This window comes from Actinobacillus vicugnae, assembly GCF_901687125.1.
Classification (GTDB): Bacteria; Pseudomonadota; Gammaproteobacteria; order Enterobacterales; family Pasteurellaceae; genus Actinobacillus; species Actinobacillus vicugnae.
Genome location: NZ_CABFJY010000008.1, coordinates 42,398 through 58,955, shown reverse-complemented (window position 1 = coordinate 58,955; position 16,558 = coordinate 42,398). Strand labels below are relative to the sequence as shown.

The 16,558-nt window shown below is 39.2% G+C and carries 11 protein-coding genes and 1 pseudogene; 3 read left to right on the top strand and 9 right to left on the bottom strand.

What is annotated here, in order from left to right:
- The 5 genes and pseudogenes from F8M47_RS12205 to F8M47_RS02605 form a co-directional block, all read right to left on the bottom strand.
- A pseudogene (locus tag F8M47_RS12205) lies at positions 1–81 on the bottom strand (transposase); the annotation flags it as partial.
- 66 nt (positions 82–147) lie between these two features.
- Positions 148–1,512: a bifunctional UDP-N-acetylglucosamine diphosphorylase/glucosamine-1-phosphate N-acetyltransferase GlmU gene (glmU, locus tag F8M47_RS02620; protein WP_150538664.1), complete on the bottom strand. Its 1,365-nt coding sequence runs from the start codon at positions 1,510–1,512 to the stop codon at positions 148–150.
- Between the two features lie 211 nt (positions 1,513–1,723).
- Entirely contained in the window at positions 1,724–4,843 is a 3,120-nt protein-coding gene (locus tag F8M47_RS02615) for an efflux RND transporter permease subunit (RefSeq protein WP_150538663.1), read from the bottom strand.
- 12 nt (positions 4,844–4,855) lie between these two features.
- The gene (locus tag F8M47_RS02610; RefSeq protein WP_150538662.1) at positions 4,856–6,061 is read right to left on the bottom strand and encodes an efflux RND transporter periplasmic adaptor subunit; all 1,206 of its coding nucleotides are present in this window, start codon (positions 6,059–6,061) and stop codon (positions 4,856–4,858) included.
- Positions 6,062–6,090: 29 nt separating this feature from the next.
- Positions 6,091–6,669 carry a TetR/AcrR family transcriptional regulator gene (locus F8M47_RS02605; protein WP_425292557.1) on the bottom strand — a complete coding sequence of 193 codons (579 nt, stop codon included), beginning with the start codon at positions 6,667–6,669 and terminating at the stop codon, positions 6,091–6,093.
- Between the two features lie 271 nt (positions 6,670–6,940).
- Here F8M47_RS02605 and F8M47_RS02600 point away from each other — a divergent pair, with 271 nt between their 5' ends.
- Positions 6,941–7,162 carry a YejL family protein gene (locus F8M47_RS02600; RefSeq protein WP_150538661.1) on the top strand — a complete coding sequence of 74 codons (222 nt, stop codon included), beginning with the start codon at positions 6,941–6,943 and terminating at the stop codon, positions 7,160–7,162.
- A 5-nt stretch (positions 7,163–7,167) separates the two neighbouring features.
- Positions 7,168–8,898, top strand: a complete 1,731-nt coding sequence (locus F8M47_RS02595) for a DUF3413 domain-containing protein (RefSeq protein WP_150538660.1) — start codon at positions 7,168–7,170, stop codon at positions 8,896–8,898.
- 98 nt (positions 8,899–8,996) lie between these two features.
- Here the strand turns inward: F8M47_RS02595 and F8M47_RS02590 are convergent, their stop codons facing one another.
- From F8M47_RS02590 to F8M47_RS02580, 3 genes are all read right to left on the bottom strand, one after another.
- Positions 8,997–10,061: a 4-oxalomesaconate tautomerase gene (locus tag F8M47_RS02590; protein WP_150538659.1), complete on the bottom strand. Its 1,065-nt coding sequence runs from the start codon at positions 10,059–10,061 to the stop codon at positions 8,997–8,999.
- A gap of 80 nt (positions 10,062–10,141) precedes the next feature.
- Complete coding sequence (locus tag F8M47_RS02585; protein WP_150538658.1) at positions 10,142–11,605, bottom strand: anion permease; 1,464 nt, start codon at positions 11,603–11,605, stop codon at positions 10,142–10,144.
- Between the two features lie 180 nt (positions 11,606–11,785).
- Positions 11,786–12,526 carry a GntR family transcriptional regulator gene (locus F8M47_RS02580; protein WP_150538657.1) on the bottom strand — a complete coding sequence of 247 codons (741 nt, stop codon included), beginning with the start codon at positions 12,524–12,526 and terminating at the stop codon, positions 11,786–11,788.
- A 118-nt stretch (positions 12,527–12,644) separates the two neighbouring features.
- On the opposite strand from F8M47_RS02580, the gene acnB reads away from it, so the two are divergent.
- Positions 12,645–15,257, top strand: coding sequence for a bifunctional aconitate hydratase 2/2-methylisocitrate dehydratase (gene acnB / locus F8M47_RS02575; protein WP_150538656.1), 2,613 nt, complete (start codon positions 12,645–12,647; stop codon positions 15,255–15,257).
- Between the two features lie 51 nt (positions 15,258–15,308).
- On the opposite strand, the gene F8M47_RS02570 is transcribed toward acnB, so the two are convergent.
- Complete coding sequence (locus tag F8M47_RS02570; RefSeq protein ID WP_150538655.1) at positions 15,309–16,493, bottom strand: sugar transporter; 1,185 nt, start codon at positions 16,491–16,493, stop codon at positions 15,309–15,311.
- Between the last annotated feature and the right edge of the window lie 65 nt (positions 16,494–16,558).

Here is a 16,558-nt window from a genome sequence, read left to right as displayed (position 1 = left end):
TTTAGCGACCTCACGAATACCCAAATCCTGTTCGGTCACTTGTTTGATAATGTTTAAACGAAATTGATAAGAATAAGACATAATCTGCACCTCAAATTAGGTGTCCAGGTTTTGGGGTGCAGATCATGTTTTATTACTCGCTACCGCTTATTTCTTTTTAGTTGGGCGTTGCCAACCCTGAATGTGGCGTTGTGGCACACGACTAATCACGAGCTCATTTTCTGCAACATCTTTGGTAATTGTTGCACCCGCACCGATAGTCGCACCGTCAGCAATGGTTACTGGCGCTACTAATTGGCTATCTGAACCCACAAATACATTGTTACCAATTACGGTTTTAAATTTATTTGCGCCGTCATAGTTACAAGTAATTACACCTGCGCCAATATTACAGTTACTACCTACTTGTGCATCCCCCACGTAAGTTAAATGATTCACTTTCGAACCTTTACCTACTTGCGCATTTTTAATTTCAACAAAGTTACCTACGTGCGTTTCGTCTGCAAGATTTGCACCTGGGCGTAAACGAGAGAATGGGCCAACTTGTGCAGCTTTACCCACAACCGCATCTTCAATTACTGAATAGGGTTTGATTTCTACATCATCTGCGATTTCACAATTTTTTAAGACACAACCAGCACCAACACGCACACGGTCACCTAGTTTTACGTCGCCTTCGATAATCACATTTACGTCGATTTCAACATCTTTACCGTGCGCTAATGTGCCACGAATATCAAAACGAGCTGGATCGATTAAACGAACCCCTGCAAGTAATAATTTTTCAGCTTGTGTTTTTTGGTAGAAACGCTCTAACGCTGCAAGTTGTAAACGGTTATTAGCACCTTCAACTTCCATAAATTCGCTCGCTTGTACTGCTTGTACTTTGTAGCCGTCTTGATTTGCCATTGCAATTACATCAGTAATATAGTATTCGCCTTGTGCATTGTTATTATTTAAATTAGCCAGCCATTTTTTGAAACTTGCACCACTTGCAACCATTACCCCTGTGTTTACTTCACGGATTTTTAATTGTTCTGGACTTGCATCTTTTTGTTCCACAATTGCAACAACCGAACCATTTTCACGGATAATACGTCCATAACCTGTTGGGTTGTCTAATTCAACGGTTAAAAGTGCAATGCCATTTTCTGGTTTTGCCGCAATTAGGCGTTCTAAAGTTTCTTTAGTAATTAATGGCGCATCACCGTAAAGCATTAAGATATTTTCATCATCTGCAAAGAATGGTGCTGCCTGTTGCATTGCATGACCAGTTCCTAATTGCTCTGCTTGTAACACCCAATTTACAGGCTCTGCACTTAAGCGTTGTTGTAATAATTCACCACCGTGACCATAAATTAAATGAATTTGCTTTGCATCGATCTGCTTTGCAGTATCAATAACATGCTTAACCATTGGCTTTCCTGCAACGGTGTGGAGCACTTTGGGTAAGTCAGAATACATACGAGTACCTTTACCCGCTGCTAAAATTACTACGCTTAGTTGAGTCATTGTGTAATCCTTAATAAATTAAAATAAATACTATAATATTGTAATAGAAAAATGTAATAAACAGAATGGCTATCTTGCTTGAGACAAATTTTGTTTAGTTTACTTTTATTGGATAACGATCTATCTAATTAGTTCGAGCTTACTCACTATTTTATTTGCTACAATATATAAAATAAAAAAGCTCCGACCAATGGTTCGGAGCCTTAATTAATTACGCATCAGCGTGTTCAAGTTTTTCTAACGTTTCTTTAGCGTATTTTTCTTCATCAAACTCGCGTAGCGGTTTGTGAGATTCGCCCAAGAAGGTATAAATAACTGGTAGCACGAATAAGGTAAATAATGTACCGATACTTAAACCCGCTACAATTACCATACCCATACTAAAACGAGCAATCGCACCCGCACCTGTCGCAAATAATAATGGGATAAGCCCCGCTACCATTGCTGCAGTGGTCATCATAATTGGACGTAAACGAATTGTTGCAGAATGTACAATTGCATCAAAACGAGATAAGCCATTGTTTAACTGCTCTTCTTTCGCCACTTCACACATCAAAATACCGTGTTTAGTAATTAAGCCAACTAGAGTTACTAAACCTACCTGTGAATAAATATTCATAGTTGAGCCTGCAACACCCGCAATGCCTAATACGTTCATTACCACTAATGCACCACTTAATGCAAGTGGAACAGAAACTAGAATTACTAGTGGATCTCTCCAAGACTCAAATTGGATTGCCAATACAAGGTAGATAATTACAACTGCTAAGGCAAAAGTCATTGCCATTGCATTACCTTCTTGTACGAATTGACGAGCTTCCGATTTAAAGTCGTACTGATAACCTTTTGGTAAACTACGATCTAATTCTGCTTTTGCCCAATTTACTGCATCACCAATAGAGCTTGATACAACACCTGTAATCGTAGCTGAGTTTAGCTGATTCATACGAGGCAATGCTGAAGGCTCAGTTGCTAATTCTAAGGTAACAAATGAACTTAATGGAATCGCTTCACCCGTTGCTGTTGTTACATAATAATTCACTAAATCTTCTGGATTTAAACGGTCTTTACGAATTGCTTGTGAAACAATTGGATAAGCACGTGAATCAATATCTACACGGGTAATAATCGCGCCTGATAAATACGCACCTAATGTGTTACTTACCTGTTGCATGGTTACGCCATAGGTTCCCATTTTTTCACGGTCAAACTTCCATTTCATTGTTACCGTATCAAATTTCAAGTCTAAACTTGAGAAGAAAAATTGACCTGAAGTTTGTGCTTTTTTTAAGAAATCATTCGCAACATCCGCTAATTTTGTATAGTTATCCGCTGTTGTAATCACAAGCGAGAACGGTAAACCATTTTCACCAGTTGAAATTTCAGGGAAGGCAATCGCATTAATATCCATGCCGACTACATTTTTTGCAATTGCTGATACATCTGCTGCAATTGGCGTACGTTCACGTTCACGATCGTTCCAATCTTTTAATGAAATAATTGATAAAGCACTATTTGTGCCACTAAAACCCGCTACCGTCATCATTGATGACACTTCTGGTATTTTACCTACCTCTTCATTAAATTTTGTGGTTGCTTCTTGCGTATAGTCTAAGTTGGTGTTTGATGGGCCATTACCAATACCTACCACGAAGCCACGGTCTTCGGTTGGTGCCACTTCACTTGATAATGAAGTTAATAAAGTTGGTAATACCGCCAAAATACTAATAGCAAAAATAACAACTAGCCAACGCATAGCCATTACACCTTTTAACATATTGGTATAACAGCTCGTCATTTTATCTAACATATTGTTGATACATTTCGCAAAACGACTTTGGTGTTCTTCGTTATGCTCTTGTAACACTCGGCTTGACATCATTGGCGAGAGGGTTAATGCCGCAATACCAGAGATAAATACTGCTCCCGCAAGGGTTAACGCAAACTCTTTAAATAATGAACCTGTTACCCCTTCCATTAATGCCATTGGTGAATATACCGCAGCAAGTGTAATTGTCATTGAAATTACAGGCACTGCAATTTCTCGTGTACCAATAATTGCTGCATCAAATGGCGATTTACCTTCTTTTACGTGACGTTCTACGTTTTCAAGCACCACAATCGCATCGTCCACCACAAGACCGATAGCTAAAACTAATGCAAGTAGGGTTAATAAGTTGATTGAGAAACCGAACGATTGTAATAAAAACAGCGCTCCAATTAATGAAATTGGAATAGTTACAATTGGCACAACCATTGCACGTAAAGATCCTAAGAAAAGAATAATTACCACAAGTACGATAAGAGTTGCCTCACCAATCGTTTTAATTACCTCATTAATTGAGCTATTAATCGCGATAGTTTTATCATAAAGAATTTGACCATTCATTGATGATGGTAAGTTCTTTTGGATTAACTCAAATACAGGATAAATATCTTTTGCAACGGTTAAAGAGTTTGCTGTTGTTGCAGCCGTTACTGCTAAAACAACCGCTTCTTTACCATCAGCCACCACTCGAGAAGCATCTTGGTATTTATCTAATTCAATTTTTGCAATATCTTTTAATTTGATAATACGTCCATCAGAAGATGTTGAAATTGTTACGTTTTCTAGTTCTTCTACTGAAGGTGTGCTTGATTCAACTTTATTTTTATATACGGTGTAATAACCATTTGCGTTACCCGCTGCCGTATTTAAGTTATTTGCTGCTAAAGCTGAAAGTACCGTTGCACCTGAAAGGTTATTACCTGCCATTTTGTCAGGATCTAACCAAATACGTAAACCAAAGGTTGCCGCACCAAAAATATCTACACTTGATACGCCATTAACTGTAAAGAATTGTGGCTTAACCACACGGTTAATATAGTCGGTAATTTGTGGTGTAGATAATTCATCCGATGCGAAACGGATATACATTAGCGCATCATTTGAACCTGATGAAACACTGATCGACGGATCATCAATCCCGCTTGGTAAATTCGCACGAATTGCATTTACTTTCGCAGAAATATCCGCTAGTGCCATTTGTGGATTGGTATTTAACTTCATTTTGATCGTAGTCGTTGATGTACTTGGACTACTTGATGAAGTTACATAGTCAATATTATCTGCTTGGGATACCGCTTCCTCAATTTGGGAAGTTACCAACGCCTGCATTAAACTTGCGTCAGCACCTGAATAGTTTACGTTCACCGTTACAATGGAGATCGTCATTTCAGGATATTCACGCACTTGAAGTTTGTTAATAGATTGCAAACCTAAAATGGTAATAAGCAAACTAATACAAACTGCAAGCACTGGGCGTTTAATAAAAATATCAGTAAATTTCATTGATTACCTCAATTAAAGTCTACTTTCTTTAGCAGGTTGAGTTACACCTACTGCCTCTTGTTCAGACACAATCACAAGTGCATTATTGCTTAAACGTTGGAAACCACCCGTTACAATTAAATCACCTGCTTTCACACCTTTTGACAATTGCGCATAAATGCCACTACGGTCTAAAGTTTTCACTTCAACCTGTTTTGCACGATACATTTTGTTTGCATCTAATTTTGGATTTTGCTCTGCCATTTTCGCTACTAATTGCTTATCTTCATCAGAAAGTGGCTGTAATACATAAAGCGTTTCACCATACATCGTATAAGTTACCGCTATTTGTGGTACAACAATTTGTTGTGTTTCTGTTGGTAATGCCACATTTAAACGCGCGAACATTCCAGACAATAATTTATTTTGATTTTCAGTAATTACTGCTTCAACATTGATAAGACCCGTTAAACGATCTACCGCAGGATCAATTGCAATAATTTTCGCTGCAAAAGTTTGCCCTGGTAATGCATCAACTACTGCTGTTACTTTTTGACCAATTGTGATTTTTTCCACATCAGTTTGAGGCAATGTAAAACGAATTTTCATTAAACTTTGATCTTCAACACGTACGATCTCAGTACCTGTCGAAATATATTGACCCACGTTTACATTAACGATACCTGCAACACCACTAAACGGCGCATACACTTTACGACGAGCAATGCTCGCTTTTAATGATTCAATATTTGCAAGCAATTGATTATAAGTTGATTGTGCGCTATCTAATTCAGCTTTAGAAGCGCTATTTGACGCCACTAAATTACGGAAGCGGTCATAATTTGCTTTAGCATTTGGTAATTGCGCTTGTGATGCACGTAAAGTTGCTTCTTCAACCGCACTATCAAATTCAACTAATAAATCACCTTTATTTACACGCTGACCTGAACGAACATTCACTCGTGTTACTGTGCCAGAAGATTCAGCACTCAACATCGCACCTTGATTTGGACGAATGTAACCGACCGCAGAAATACTTGGTGTCCACTCTTGTGGTTCAACCTTCATTGCAGTAATTTCGCTTACGGTTTCTGGCATATTAGCTGCAGCTTCTGCCTTTTTCCCCGCAATAAATTTTTGCATTCCAGCAACACCAACAAAGGCAACTAACACAATAATTAGCGTCACTGCAATTAAAAACTTTTTGCCTCGAGAGGGCTTTTGGTTTTCTGTTGTCATATATTCTCCATAGACTAAATGAACTGAATTTAGAAAGTAATCGCTTTCCAAGTACGTGAAATAATGTCCTCGAAATATTCCTCTGGAATCACATCTTTTTTTACCTGTTGCAGATAGGCAATATCGGTTGCAATTCCCATACTGAGGTAATACAACATTTCGTTAGGCAAATTAACAATTACACCTTGCCTTTTGCCTTCATTAACAAATCGGTTCCAAATAAATTCTGGATCATTAATTGTTCTATAAACAATTTCGCTGAAACCAAGCATCGCTTGGTATTGGGATAGGTGGATAGCAATCATGGGGTTGTCAGACAAGAACTGCCACTTTCTAACCCACAGTTGACGATATTGCTTGAAGAGAGATTCTTTCGGATCAAAATCAATGTTGATATAGCAACTATAGCGCTCATACATATGATTTGCTAACTGGCTCAAAAGTTGATCTTTTGTACTAAAATATAAATAGAGCGTGCCTGCTGCAACGCCTATTTCTTTTGCTATCTTGCGCATTGATAAATTCTGTAAGCCTTCCTTTGCTACAAGTAACTCCGTTGCCGACAAGATATGATTAATCATATCATTCGGTTCAGTTCGTCTGGACATAAAACCTCCCATGTTTCGTTCCAATGAACAGTCGTTCATTTTACATTTATTCATTATAATTTTAAAGAAAAATAGCTCTACATATAAAAATCGAGCAAAATCAAATGAGTATTTTAACATTAACCCTCATTTATAGTGATTTTTTTACTATAATTTGCAAAATAATGGAAAATTTCGACCGCTTGTTCAGCTCAATTATTCTTTGTTACTTATTTTTATGCTACTATTTGTCAGATTTTTTAACCTTATTTTTAAGAGCTAGCAAAGTATTATGGCAACTCAATCAAAATACCAAACCAAACAATTTGATGAACTATCAAGCGATCTCATCGCAACCCTTGAAAAACATAAAGCACCCGTTGATCTTTCACTGATGGCACTCGGCAATTTAGTGACCAATATCCTGCGTGAAAATGTTCAAACTGAAGCACAACGCCATGCATTAGCTGATGCATTTTCAAATGCTCTCAAAAACTCATTAAAAACGAAATAAATAATATGTTTACACGCCTTCGCTCATTATTCCCAACCAATTCACGTCAATATCGTGAAGAAACCTCACTACGTATTACGTGGGGACATTGGTTTACCCTTTTTAATGTAGTGTTGGCGTTATTCATTTCTGCTCGTTACGCTTTCAATGCCGATTGGCCTAATACCCTGTCAGGCAAACTTTACTTTTTTACTAGCCTCTTTGGGCATTTCAGCTTTATTGTTTTTGCCTGCTATTTATTACTACTTTTTCCACTGAGTTTCGTTATAAAAAATGATCGCACCTTCCGAGGTGTTTCGGTTATTTTAGCGACTATTGGACAAACTTTCCTATTAGTTGATACTGAAGTCTTTAAGCAATTTTATTTACATTTATCCTCGCTTGTTTGGGATTTATTAGTCAATCCAGAGCAAGGAGAACTCTCCCGCCAATGGCAGTTACTTTTTGTGCCAATGCCTCTGATTCTATTGGCTGAAATGATTTACTCTCGTTGGTGCTGGCAAAAAATACGTAGTTTTAATCGCCAGAAATGGGGCAAGTACGTTGCTTATTTTTTCCTCGCTTGTTTTACCGCAACGCATTTAGTGTACGCATGGGCAGATATGACACTATATCGCCCAATTACCGCACAAAAAGCAAACTATCCGTTATCACACCCGATGACAGCTCGTACTTTTTTACAAAAACATGGGCTAATTGATCCTGCTGAATTACAACAAGAAATTGAAGAGAATGGGCGTTTAGATAGTTTCTATTTAAACTATCCAAAACATCCACTAACATTCAGCAAAAAACCACATACGAATATTTTACTGGTGAATTTATCTGGTTTGCGAGAGAGCGCTATTACAGCCGAAAATATGCCAATATTGAATGCAGTGAACCAAAAATCGCTACGTTTTACCCAACATTACACCAGTGGTGATTCACGTTCTGCGGGTGTGCTAGGGCTATTCTATAGTTTAAGTGGTAAATATTTAGATTCAGTATTAGGCAATAAAGAAGCATCACCGCTTATTCTTGCATTCCGCCAAGCAGGCTATCAATTTGGCTTGTTTTCACACAATGGCTTTGCGGATCCGATTTACCACCAAGCTGCTTTTGCGGGCATTTTATTACCAGACTCGAAAAATAATACAGAAGCGGTAACTCAATGGTCACAATGGCTGATTGGACGTAACCCTGAAACACCATTTTTCAGTTATCTAGATTTAAACCTGCCACACGCAAACAGTTATAGCGAGCAAACTGCTCTGCTTGATCAGCAGTTTAGTGCGATTTGGTCACAGCTAGAAAAACACGCATTACTGGCAAATACATTGGTACTTATTACCTCAGACCACGCAAATCCAAATGGCGAACGTAGCTTTGCGCCAGTAGATATGCAAGTGCCACTTATTGCTTATTGGCAAGCAGAAGCCAAACAATATGATTTACTTTCAAGTCATCTAGATATTATGCCAACGCTCTTGATCCAATTCTTTAAAGTGCAAAATCCACTTAGTGATTATTCGCAAGGAATTGATTTAACAGCCCAAAACAATCGGTTATGGCTGTTGGCCACCAACCATAATTGGAACGTAGCAATCATGCCTGATGGCGAACAATACCGAATTGATCGTAAAGGACATTTCGAAAAATTTAATGCGCAAGGGGAAAAAGAACAAAGCGAACGTCCACCACTAGCACTGTTCCTACAGATGATTCAGCAAAGTAATCAGTTTGTTGAAAAATAGAAATAGTGATACAAAACAAGCGGTCAAATTTAGTGAATTTTTACAAAATTCTCGTTAAATTTGACCGCTTGTCTATTGTAGGTTAACCATGTTTAGCATTATGCTGTTTCATCGTAATACACTTCACCTATCATGAGCGGCTTAGCCGTGCGCACTAAGGCTGCTCGAGTAAATTTATAGCTGTTTTCGGTTGGCTCACATAGCATATCCACACTAATAAAACCTGATGGATGCTCAATTGTTACTACACTACCTGTGTTTTTATAAAGTGGATAAGCAACCGTGCCTTCAATACTACAAGCAGCCGCAACACAAACTGAGCCTGTCACGGCATGGCTGGCATGGCATTTGTCTGGTACAAAATAGCGCGAGGTTATATTTCCTTTACCTGCTGGAGCCGATAAAATCCCCATTTTCGGGATCACTTTTTCAGACACATCTCCTAACCCCATCATCTCTCCTGCTTTACGGCGAATTGGCTCAAGAATTTCAAACAAGGCACGATTTTCATCCAACTCCGCCTTGGTTTCTTTACCCGTTAAACCAAGATCTTGTGCATTAAAAAACACCATTGGCATTGCTACATCAATACAAGTAACTTGATAGCCGTTAATATTGTCTTGCTTATTGCCCGTTGGGAATACCTTGCCTGTTTTAGCACCTTCAATTTGGCTGAAATTTAGATTCACAGGGGAACCTGTACCAGGTACGCCCGATACTTCTGCATCACCCGTATATTTCAATTGTTTATTTGGTGACTCAGCAGAAACTTCAATAATGCTATTAGTATTAACATTATTTACCACTACACGCGTGATACCGTCTTGCAATTCAATTAAGCCTTTTTCACTGGCAAAGCAAATAATACCCGATAAAATGTTACCGCAAGAAGGTGTGGTATCTACTATTTTTTGTCCAATCCCAACCTGTGCAAATAAATAATCTAAATCTATGCCCTCTTTTTCAGATTTAGAAACAATTGCTACCTTACTCGTTACGCTAGTTGCGCCACCCAAGCCATTAATTTGAGTAGGATCACCAGACCCCATAATGGTCATTAAAAACTTATCACGCTCTGCAACATCGGTCGGCAAGTCATCTTTTAAAAAATACACGCCTTTTGATGTACCGCCACGAATAATCATACAAGGAACTTTTTTCATCTTTTCCACCGTTGTAAAACTTCAGTTAAACTCGACCGCTTGTCTCTACAATTTTGGTCACAAGCGGTCATTTTTCTTAATTAATTTGCAAAAATACCCATAGATTGAAGCATAGACCACCATGCAAAACCAATTGTAGTATGAATCAATAATGTCACTACGGCACATACACCACCTGTAATCCAGAATGATTTAAGATCGTGATAGCCTAAGCCGTAGATCACTGCTGCTGGAGCTGAACCATAGTGTGTTACCATACTGCCGTAACTATTTGAGAACAATAGACCAAGTGCAAGGAATAATGGATCAGCACCTGCCGCCATACCTACCGCAGAGAATACTGGTACCATTGAAGCAACATACGCTGCACCTGAAGCAAATAGGTAACGCACTGCGACACTTAAAATAAGAATAAAGACAGTAATCACAATTGAGTTAGTATCACCACTGGAAATAAGATTACTCATCGTTGCAGATAACCAATCAAAAAATTTAGCTTGGCTTAATACCGCTGCAATCCCCAATAAACCACCGTACCAAGTCAATGTTGTCCAGCCTGCTTTGTTTTTTAACACATCGTCCCAACTTAACACCGACGTTAATATAATCAGCGCCATTGCTGCAATTGCCACGGTAAATTCGGATAAATTAAGCACGCCAGAGAATACCCAGCCTAATACTGCTGAAACAAATAACACTGCTAACGTTTTTTCTTTGCTGGTCATCGGCCCCATTTCGGCTAAGCCTTTTGTGGCAATTTGTTTATTATCAACGTCTTTTAGCTCAGGTTTGTAAAGTATATAAGTGACAAAAGGTAACAAAATTAAAGCGACTAAACCTGGAATTGATGCGGCAATAAACCACTGAGTCCAGTTAATATTGATATGTAAAATCGGGCGCATCAGTTCGAGCGCTACTGCATTCGGTGCCATACCCGTTAAAGTGATATAACCTGTTGTTTTTACTACCATATAGGTGTTAAGCAACAAATAATGTCCTGCTTTACGAGGCGATTTTTCAGGCTCAGAACCAAGTGAAACCGCAATAGATTGCATAATCGGTGCCATAATGCCACCACCACGTGCGGTAGTAGAAGGCATCGCAGGTGAGATCAATAAATCCAACATCGCATTCACATAGCCTAAGCGCAATGTTGTACTACCAAATGCACCAATCATTTTGTAAGCAATTCGACGTCCTAAACCTGTTTGCACAAACGCTGTACTCATCGCAAATGCAGCAAATACCAACCAAGTTGTACCCGATTTATAACCGTCAAGTACCGAAGATTGTTTTAATGCAATTTTTGTACCGTTGAGTGTTTCCACTGGTGTATTACCAATAATAATTGCCGAAAGCGCTACGGCGGCGAGTAAAATTGGAGGAGCGGGGAAAGGTTTAAGAATAAGAGCGAGAATCGTACCGATATAGATACCTAAAATATGCCAACCGATTACTGATAATCCCTCAGGTGCAGGAAATAAGTAGGTGACTATTGGGCAAGCCAAGATAATAGCGTATTGCAGCAGTTTTTTAGGGTTCATAGTTAATACCTCATTATAAGTATAAATTCGTATAGTTATATATATAACTAGTTGTATTTAGGCTTACAAGTATTGATCCTACAAAACTTTGAGATAAATCATAAAAAAGGCAAAGACTACGCTTTGCCCTTATTAATATTCAATTTGCAATTTTTTTATAAAATCTGACCGCTTGTTTAACTAAGTAATGATGGTTTCATAATAAAAATCTTCCGCTAAACCATAAGATTCACGGTATTCAATAATACTGCCGTCTAATCCTTTAGCCGCGCGACAAACTTTAATCACTGCTTTCTCTTGCCCATCGGTTAAATAAGTATCGCAATGATTAAGCAAAATCGTCATTTGCTCCTTAGCTGAAACCACCAATTGTCCGCACAGTTTGAAATAAAATGGATAAAGTAAATTCTCAAATTGTTCAGGTTTCAGCTCGCTTAATGGTGCAAATTTCTCTGGAGAAAGCCAGATTTTATCACTCACAATCACTTTGCTATCCGCAGAACGCACGCGTTCAAGGTAAATCAATTCATTTTCTACTGGCTCACCCAATAACTGATTAATCCTTGGATTTGCTTTCACACTTTTCACACATTTTATTTCCCCAATCGGCATTTCAGGTTTGCCTTCTTTTGCATTACGTAAGTAAAAACGCACGATTGATGATTCAACAAAAGCGGGATGTTTGAGGAATGTACCTTTGCCTTGATGTTTAATCAGTACTCCTTCTTCCACTAAACATTCCACTGCTTTACGCACCGTGCCAATAGAAGCATCATAAGTGCTGGCTAGCTCTTGTTCGCTTGGAATTGCTTGCTCAAAACTCCAGCTATTTTCTGCTAAAAATTTTTGTAATTCATACTTAATTTGCAGATAGCGTGGAATCTTACTTAATTCGATATATTTTTGATCATTGTTAAACATTAATATATTTCTCTCAAAATAAATTGACCCATTACCGAAAAATGAGTAGTGTTTTACATATAGTCATCTATATGTTTATAGGTTTTTATCTTTTCTATTTTATTGTGGGGTGATAGCCATGTCTAAGTCTAATTTTCTTCAAACATATTATCAACACGTAGCTGAACGAGCCGCAATCGGTATTGTACCAAAGGCGTTAGATGCAGAACAAACGATCCAACTGATTGAATTGTTACAAGCGCCAGTTATTGGTCAAGAAGCGGAATTACTGGAGCTATTTGAAACACGTATTCCAGCAGGTGTAGATGATGCTGCAAAAGTAAAAGCTGAGTTTCTCACCAAAGTTGCTAATGGTATCACAACTACGCCGCTTATTTCGCCTGAACATGCAGTAAAATTGCTTGGCACAATGAGCGGAGGTTATAACGTCGCACCACTGATTGATTTGCTCGAAAATAGCAAATTAGCATCGCTTGCTACTAATGCACTTTCTCATACGTTACTGATTTTTGATAGTTTTAAAAAGATTGCAGACAAAGCGAAACAAGGCAATCTTTATGCCAAACAAGTCTTACAATCGTGGGCAAATGCAGAATGGTTTACCTCTCGCCCAGCCCTCGCAGAGAAAATCACTCTTACTGTTTTTAAAGTATTAGGCGAAACCAATACTGACGATCTCTCACCTGCTCAAGAAGCATGGTGCCGTTCCGATATTCCTTTGCATGCCCATGCGATGCTCAAAATGAAGCGTGAAGGGATCGAACCAGATCAAGATGGCGCAATTGGTCCATTAAAACAATTGGCCGCATTAAAAGCAAAAGGCTTCCCGTTAGTTTATGTTGGCGATGTGGTTGGGACAGGCTCATCTCGTAAGTCAGCCGCTAATTCGGTGTTATGGCATATGGGCGACGATATTCCTTATATTCCAAATAAACGCACTGGTGGTTTTGTGTTTGGAGGCAAAATTGCACCCATTTTCTTTAATACCGCAGAAGATTCGGGGGCATTACCTATTGAATTAGACGTGACTACACTTAATATGGGCGATGTTATCGATCTTTACCCTTATGCAGGCAAAGTGTGCAAGCACAATTCTGATGAGGTAATTACTACCTTTGCTTATAAAACCAATGTATTACTGGACGAAGTACGTGCTGGCGGTCGAATTCCGTTGATCATTGGCAGAAGCCTTACGGCTAAGGCACGTGTAGAATTGGGGTTAACAGAAAGTGATATATTTGCCAAACTAGCCGACGTGGCTGACTCAGGCAAGGGCTATACCCTTGCACAAAAAATGGTAGGCAAAGCTTGTGGCTTGCAAGGAGTTCGAGCAGGGCAATACTGTGAACCAACGATGACTTCTGTTGGCTCACAAGATACGACAGGTACTATGACCCGTGATGAATTAAAAGATCTCGCTTGCTTAAAATTCTCTGCTCCGCTAGTTATGCAATCATTCTGCCATACTGCACCTTATCCAAAACCAAGCGATGTGATGACACATCAAACCTTACCTAACTTTATTACTAGCCGTGGTGGTGTTGCATTACGCCCTGGTGATGGTGTTATCCATTCATGGCTCAATCGTATGCTTATGCCATTTACTGTAGGGACAGGTGGGGATTCTCACACCCGTTTCCCAATTGGAATTTCTTTCCCAGCTGGTTCAGGTTTAGTTGCCTTCGCAGCGGCAACAGGCATTATGCCTTTGGATATGCCAGAATCAGTATTAGTACGTTTCAAAGGCACGATGCAAAAAGGTATTACCCTACGTGATTTGGTACACTCGATTCCTTATTATGCAATAAAACAGGGCTTGCTCACCGTTGAAAAAGCGAATAAGAAAAACGTGTTCTCTGGACGTATCATCGAAATTGAAGGGCTAGAACATTTAACCGCAGAACAAGCTTTTGAGCTCTCTGATGCCACCGCAGAACGTTCGGCAGCCGCTTGTACCATTAAATTAAGTCAATCCTCCATTGAAGAATACCTACGCTCTAACGTTGTATTGCTCAAAACGATGATTGCGGACGGTTATAGCGATGCTCAAACCCTTGAAAATCGTATTAAAGCGATGGAAGCGTGGCTGGCAAATCCTGAAATGTTGGAAGCAGATCCTGATGCAGAATATGCCGAAGTGCTTGAAATTAATTTAGATGAAATCAAAGAACCGATTCTCTGTGTACCAAACGATCCTGATGATGCACGTCTACTTTCTGAAGTGCAAGGCAATCCAATTGATGAAGTCTTTATCGGTTCTTGTATGACCAATATTGGACATTTCCGTGCTGCGGGTAAATTATTGAATCAAGTAGGTGGCGAAATCAATACACGTTTATGGCTAGCACCACCAACCAAAATGGATGCTACACGTTTATCCGAAGAAGGTTATTACAACATTTATGGACGCTCTGGCGCCCGCACTGAAATGCCTGGTTGCTCGCTTTGTATGGGTAACCAAGCGCGTGTTCGTGCTAATTCTTCGGTGGTTTCAACTTCAACCCGAAATTTCCCGAACCGTTTAGGACAAGGCGCTAACGTTTATCTTGCTTCTGCGGAGCTGGCATCTGTAGCAGCCATTTTAGGTCGTTTACCAACGGTTGAAGAATATCAACAAGCTGTTGTGACACTGGATGAACAACATAATGAGGTATATCGCTATCTTAATTTTGATCAACTACCAAATTATGTACAAAAAGCAGAAAGTGTGATTTTCCAAACTGCTGTTTAAACATATAAAAAGTGGGCTAAAAAGCCCACTTTTCTTTATCTTATTTTCTCGTTAAACCCTTGGTTGTAACGTGCGATAACGCAACGAAATAAACACAAACCATAAAATCGCAACACACGCTAACCCGCCACCGATAACGCCAATATAAGGCAAACCGATATGTTGAATCACTTGGCTACCGATTAACGCCCCAGCACCAATACCTACATTGTAAATCCCCGAATAAATAGCAGTTGCCACATCAGTTGCATCGGGCGCAAGCTCTAATACTTGCATTTGTAACGCAATACTCATGGCGGTAATGCCTATGCCCCAAATAAAGACAATGCAAAACATTGCCAAAATATGACCACTTAATGGTAATAAGCAAAGTTGCATAAATAGAATGAGCGATATACTTGCCACGATAAATTTCTTCGGTGCTTTTGGATATAAGCGCCCAAAGAGAAAGCTTGCTGTCACACCAGCCAATCCAAACACCAGCAAAATTGCAGTACCCATTTGTTCGCTAACTTGGCTAATATTCACCATAAACGGTTCGATATAACTATAGCCTGTAAAATGCCCCGAAATGATTACCACGGTGAGCAAATAAATCCCCATCAACATTGGGCGCTTGATCAGCAGTGGTAAACTCGCTAACGACCCAGAATTTTTGCTTGGTAAATGCGGTAATAATTTCCACATAATCAGCATTACGCCTAAAGCAATCAAACCAATCAATGCAAAAGTTTCTCGCCAGCCAAATGCTTGCCCAATCATTCGCCCAAGCGGTAAACCTAAAATCATCGCTAACGCACTGCCTAACGCCAATAAACCAACCGCTTGCTGTTTCTTATCTTTTGGAGCAACTCGCACTACAAGAGAAGCAGTAATCGACCAGAAAATGGCGTGGGTAAGCGCAATGCCAATTCGAGAAATCAACAACATTACAAAACTGGTTGCGAAATATGAAATGGCATGACACACCACAAATACACTAAATATCGTCAGTAATAAGCGCTTACGTTCTAGCTTAGCTGTGAGCAAAATAAAAGGAAGTGAAGCTAAAAATACCACCCAGGCGTAAACGGTGATCATCAACCCTGTACTGGCGGTTTCCATATCAAAACTCTGCGCAATGTCCGATAACAACGCAACAGGAATAAACTCGGTAGTATTGAAAATAAATGCCGATAATGAAAAAACTAACACTCGTAAAAAGGCAAGTTTTCGATATTTTGCTTTGGTAATCATTTTGCTTTCCTAAAAAATTAAGCGGTCAAATTTGCAATCTTTTTTGCAAATCTAACCGCTTGTAT

What these genes read in the sequence shown, in the direction of transcription:
- F8M47_RS02580 (WP_150538657.1), bottom strand. Translation starts at nt 12,526, where the DNA reads ATGTTTAACAATGATCAAAAATATATCGAATTAAGTAAGATTCCACGC.
- acnB (WP_150538656.1), top strand. Translation starts at nt 12,645, where the DNA reads ATGTCTAAGTCTAATTTTCTTCAAACATATTATCAACACGTAGCTGAA.
- F8M47_RS02600 (WP_150538661.1), top strand. Translation starts at nt 6,941, where the DNA reads ATGGCAACTCAATCAAAATACCAAACCAAACAATTTGATGAACTATCA.
- F8M47_RS02595 (WP_150538660.1), top strand. Translation starts at nt 7,168, where the DNA reads ATGTTTACACGCCTTCGCTCATTATTCCCAACCAATTCACGTCAATAT.
- F8M47_RS02610 (WP_150538662.1), bottom strand. Translation starts at nt 6,061, where the DNA reads ATGACAACAGAAAACCAAAAGCCCTCTCGAGGCAAAAAGTTTTTAATT.
- F8M47_RS02585 (WP_150538658.1), bottom strand. Translation starts at nt 11,605, where the DNA reads ATGAACCCTAAAAAACTGCTGCAATACGCTATTATCTTGGCTTGCCCA.
- glmU (WP_150538664.1), bottom strand. Translation starts at nt 1,512, where the DNA reads ATGACTCAACTAAGCGTAGTAATTTTAGCAGCGGGTAAAGGTACTCGT.
- F8M47_RS02615 (WP_150538663.1), bottom strand. Translation starts at nt 4,843, where the DNA reads ATGAAATTTACTGATATTTTTATTAAACGCCCAGTGCTTGCAGTTTGT.
- F8M47_RS02570 (WP_150538655.1), bottom strand. Translation starts at nt 16,493, where the DNA reads ATGATTACCAAAGCAAAATATCGAAAACTTGCCTTTTTACGAGTGTTA.
- F8M47_RS02605 (WP_425292557.1), bottom strand. Translation starts at nt 6,669, where the DNA reads ATGTCCAGACGAACTGAACCGAATGATATGATTAATCATATCTTGTCG.
- F8M47_RS02590 (WP_150538659.1), bottom strand. Translation starts at nt 10,061, where the DNA reads ATGAAAAAAGTTCCTTGTATGATTATTCGTGGCGGTACATCAAAAGGC.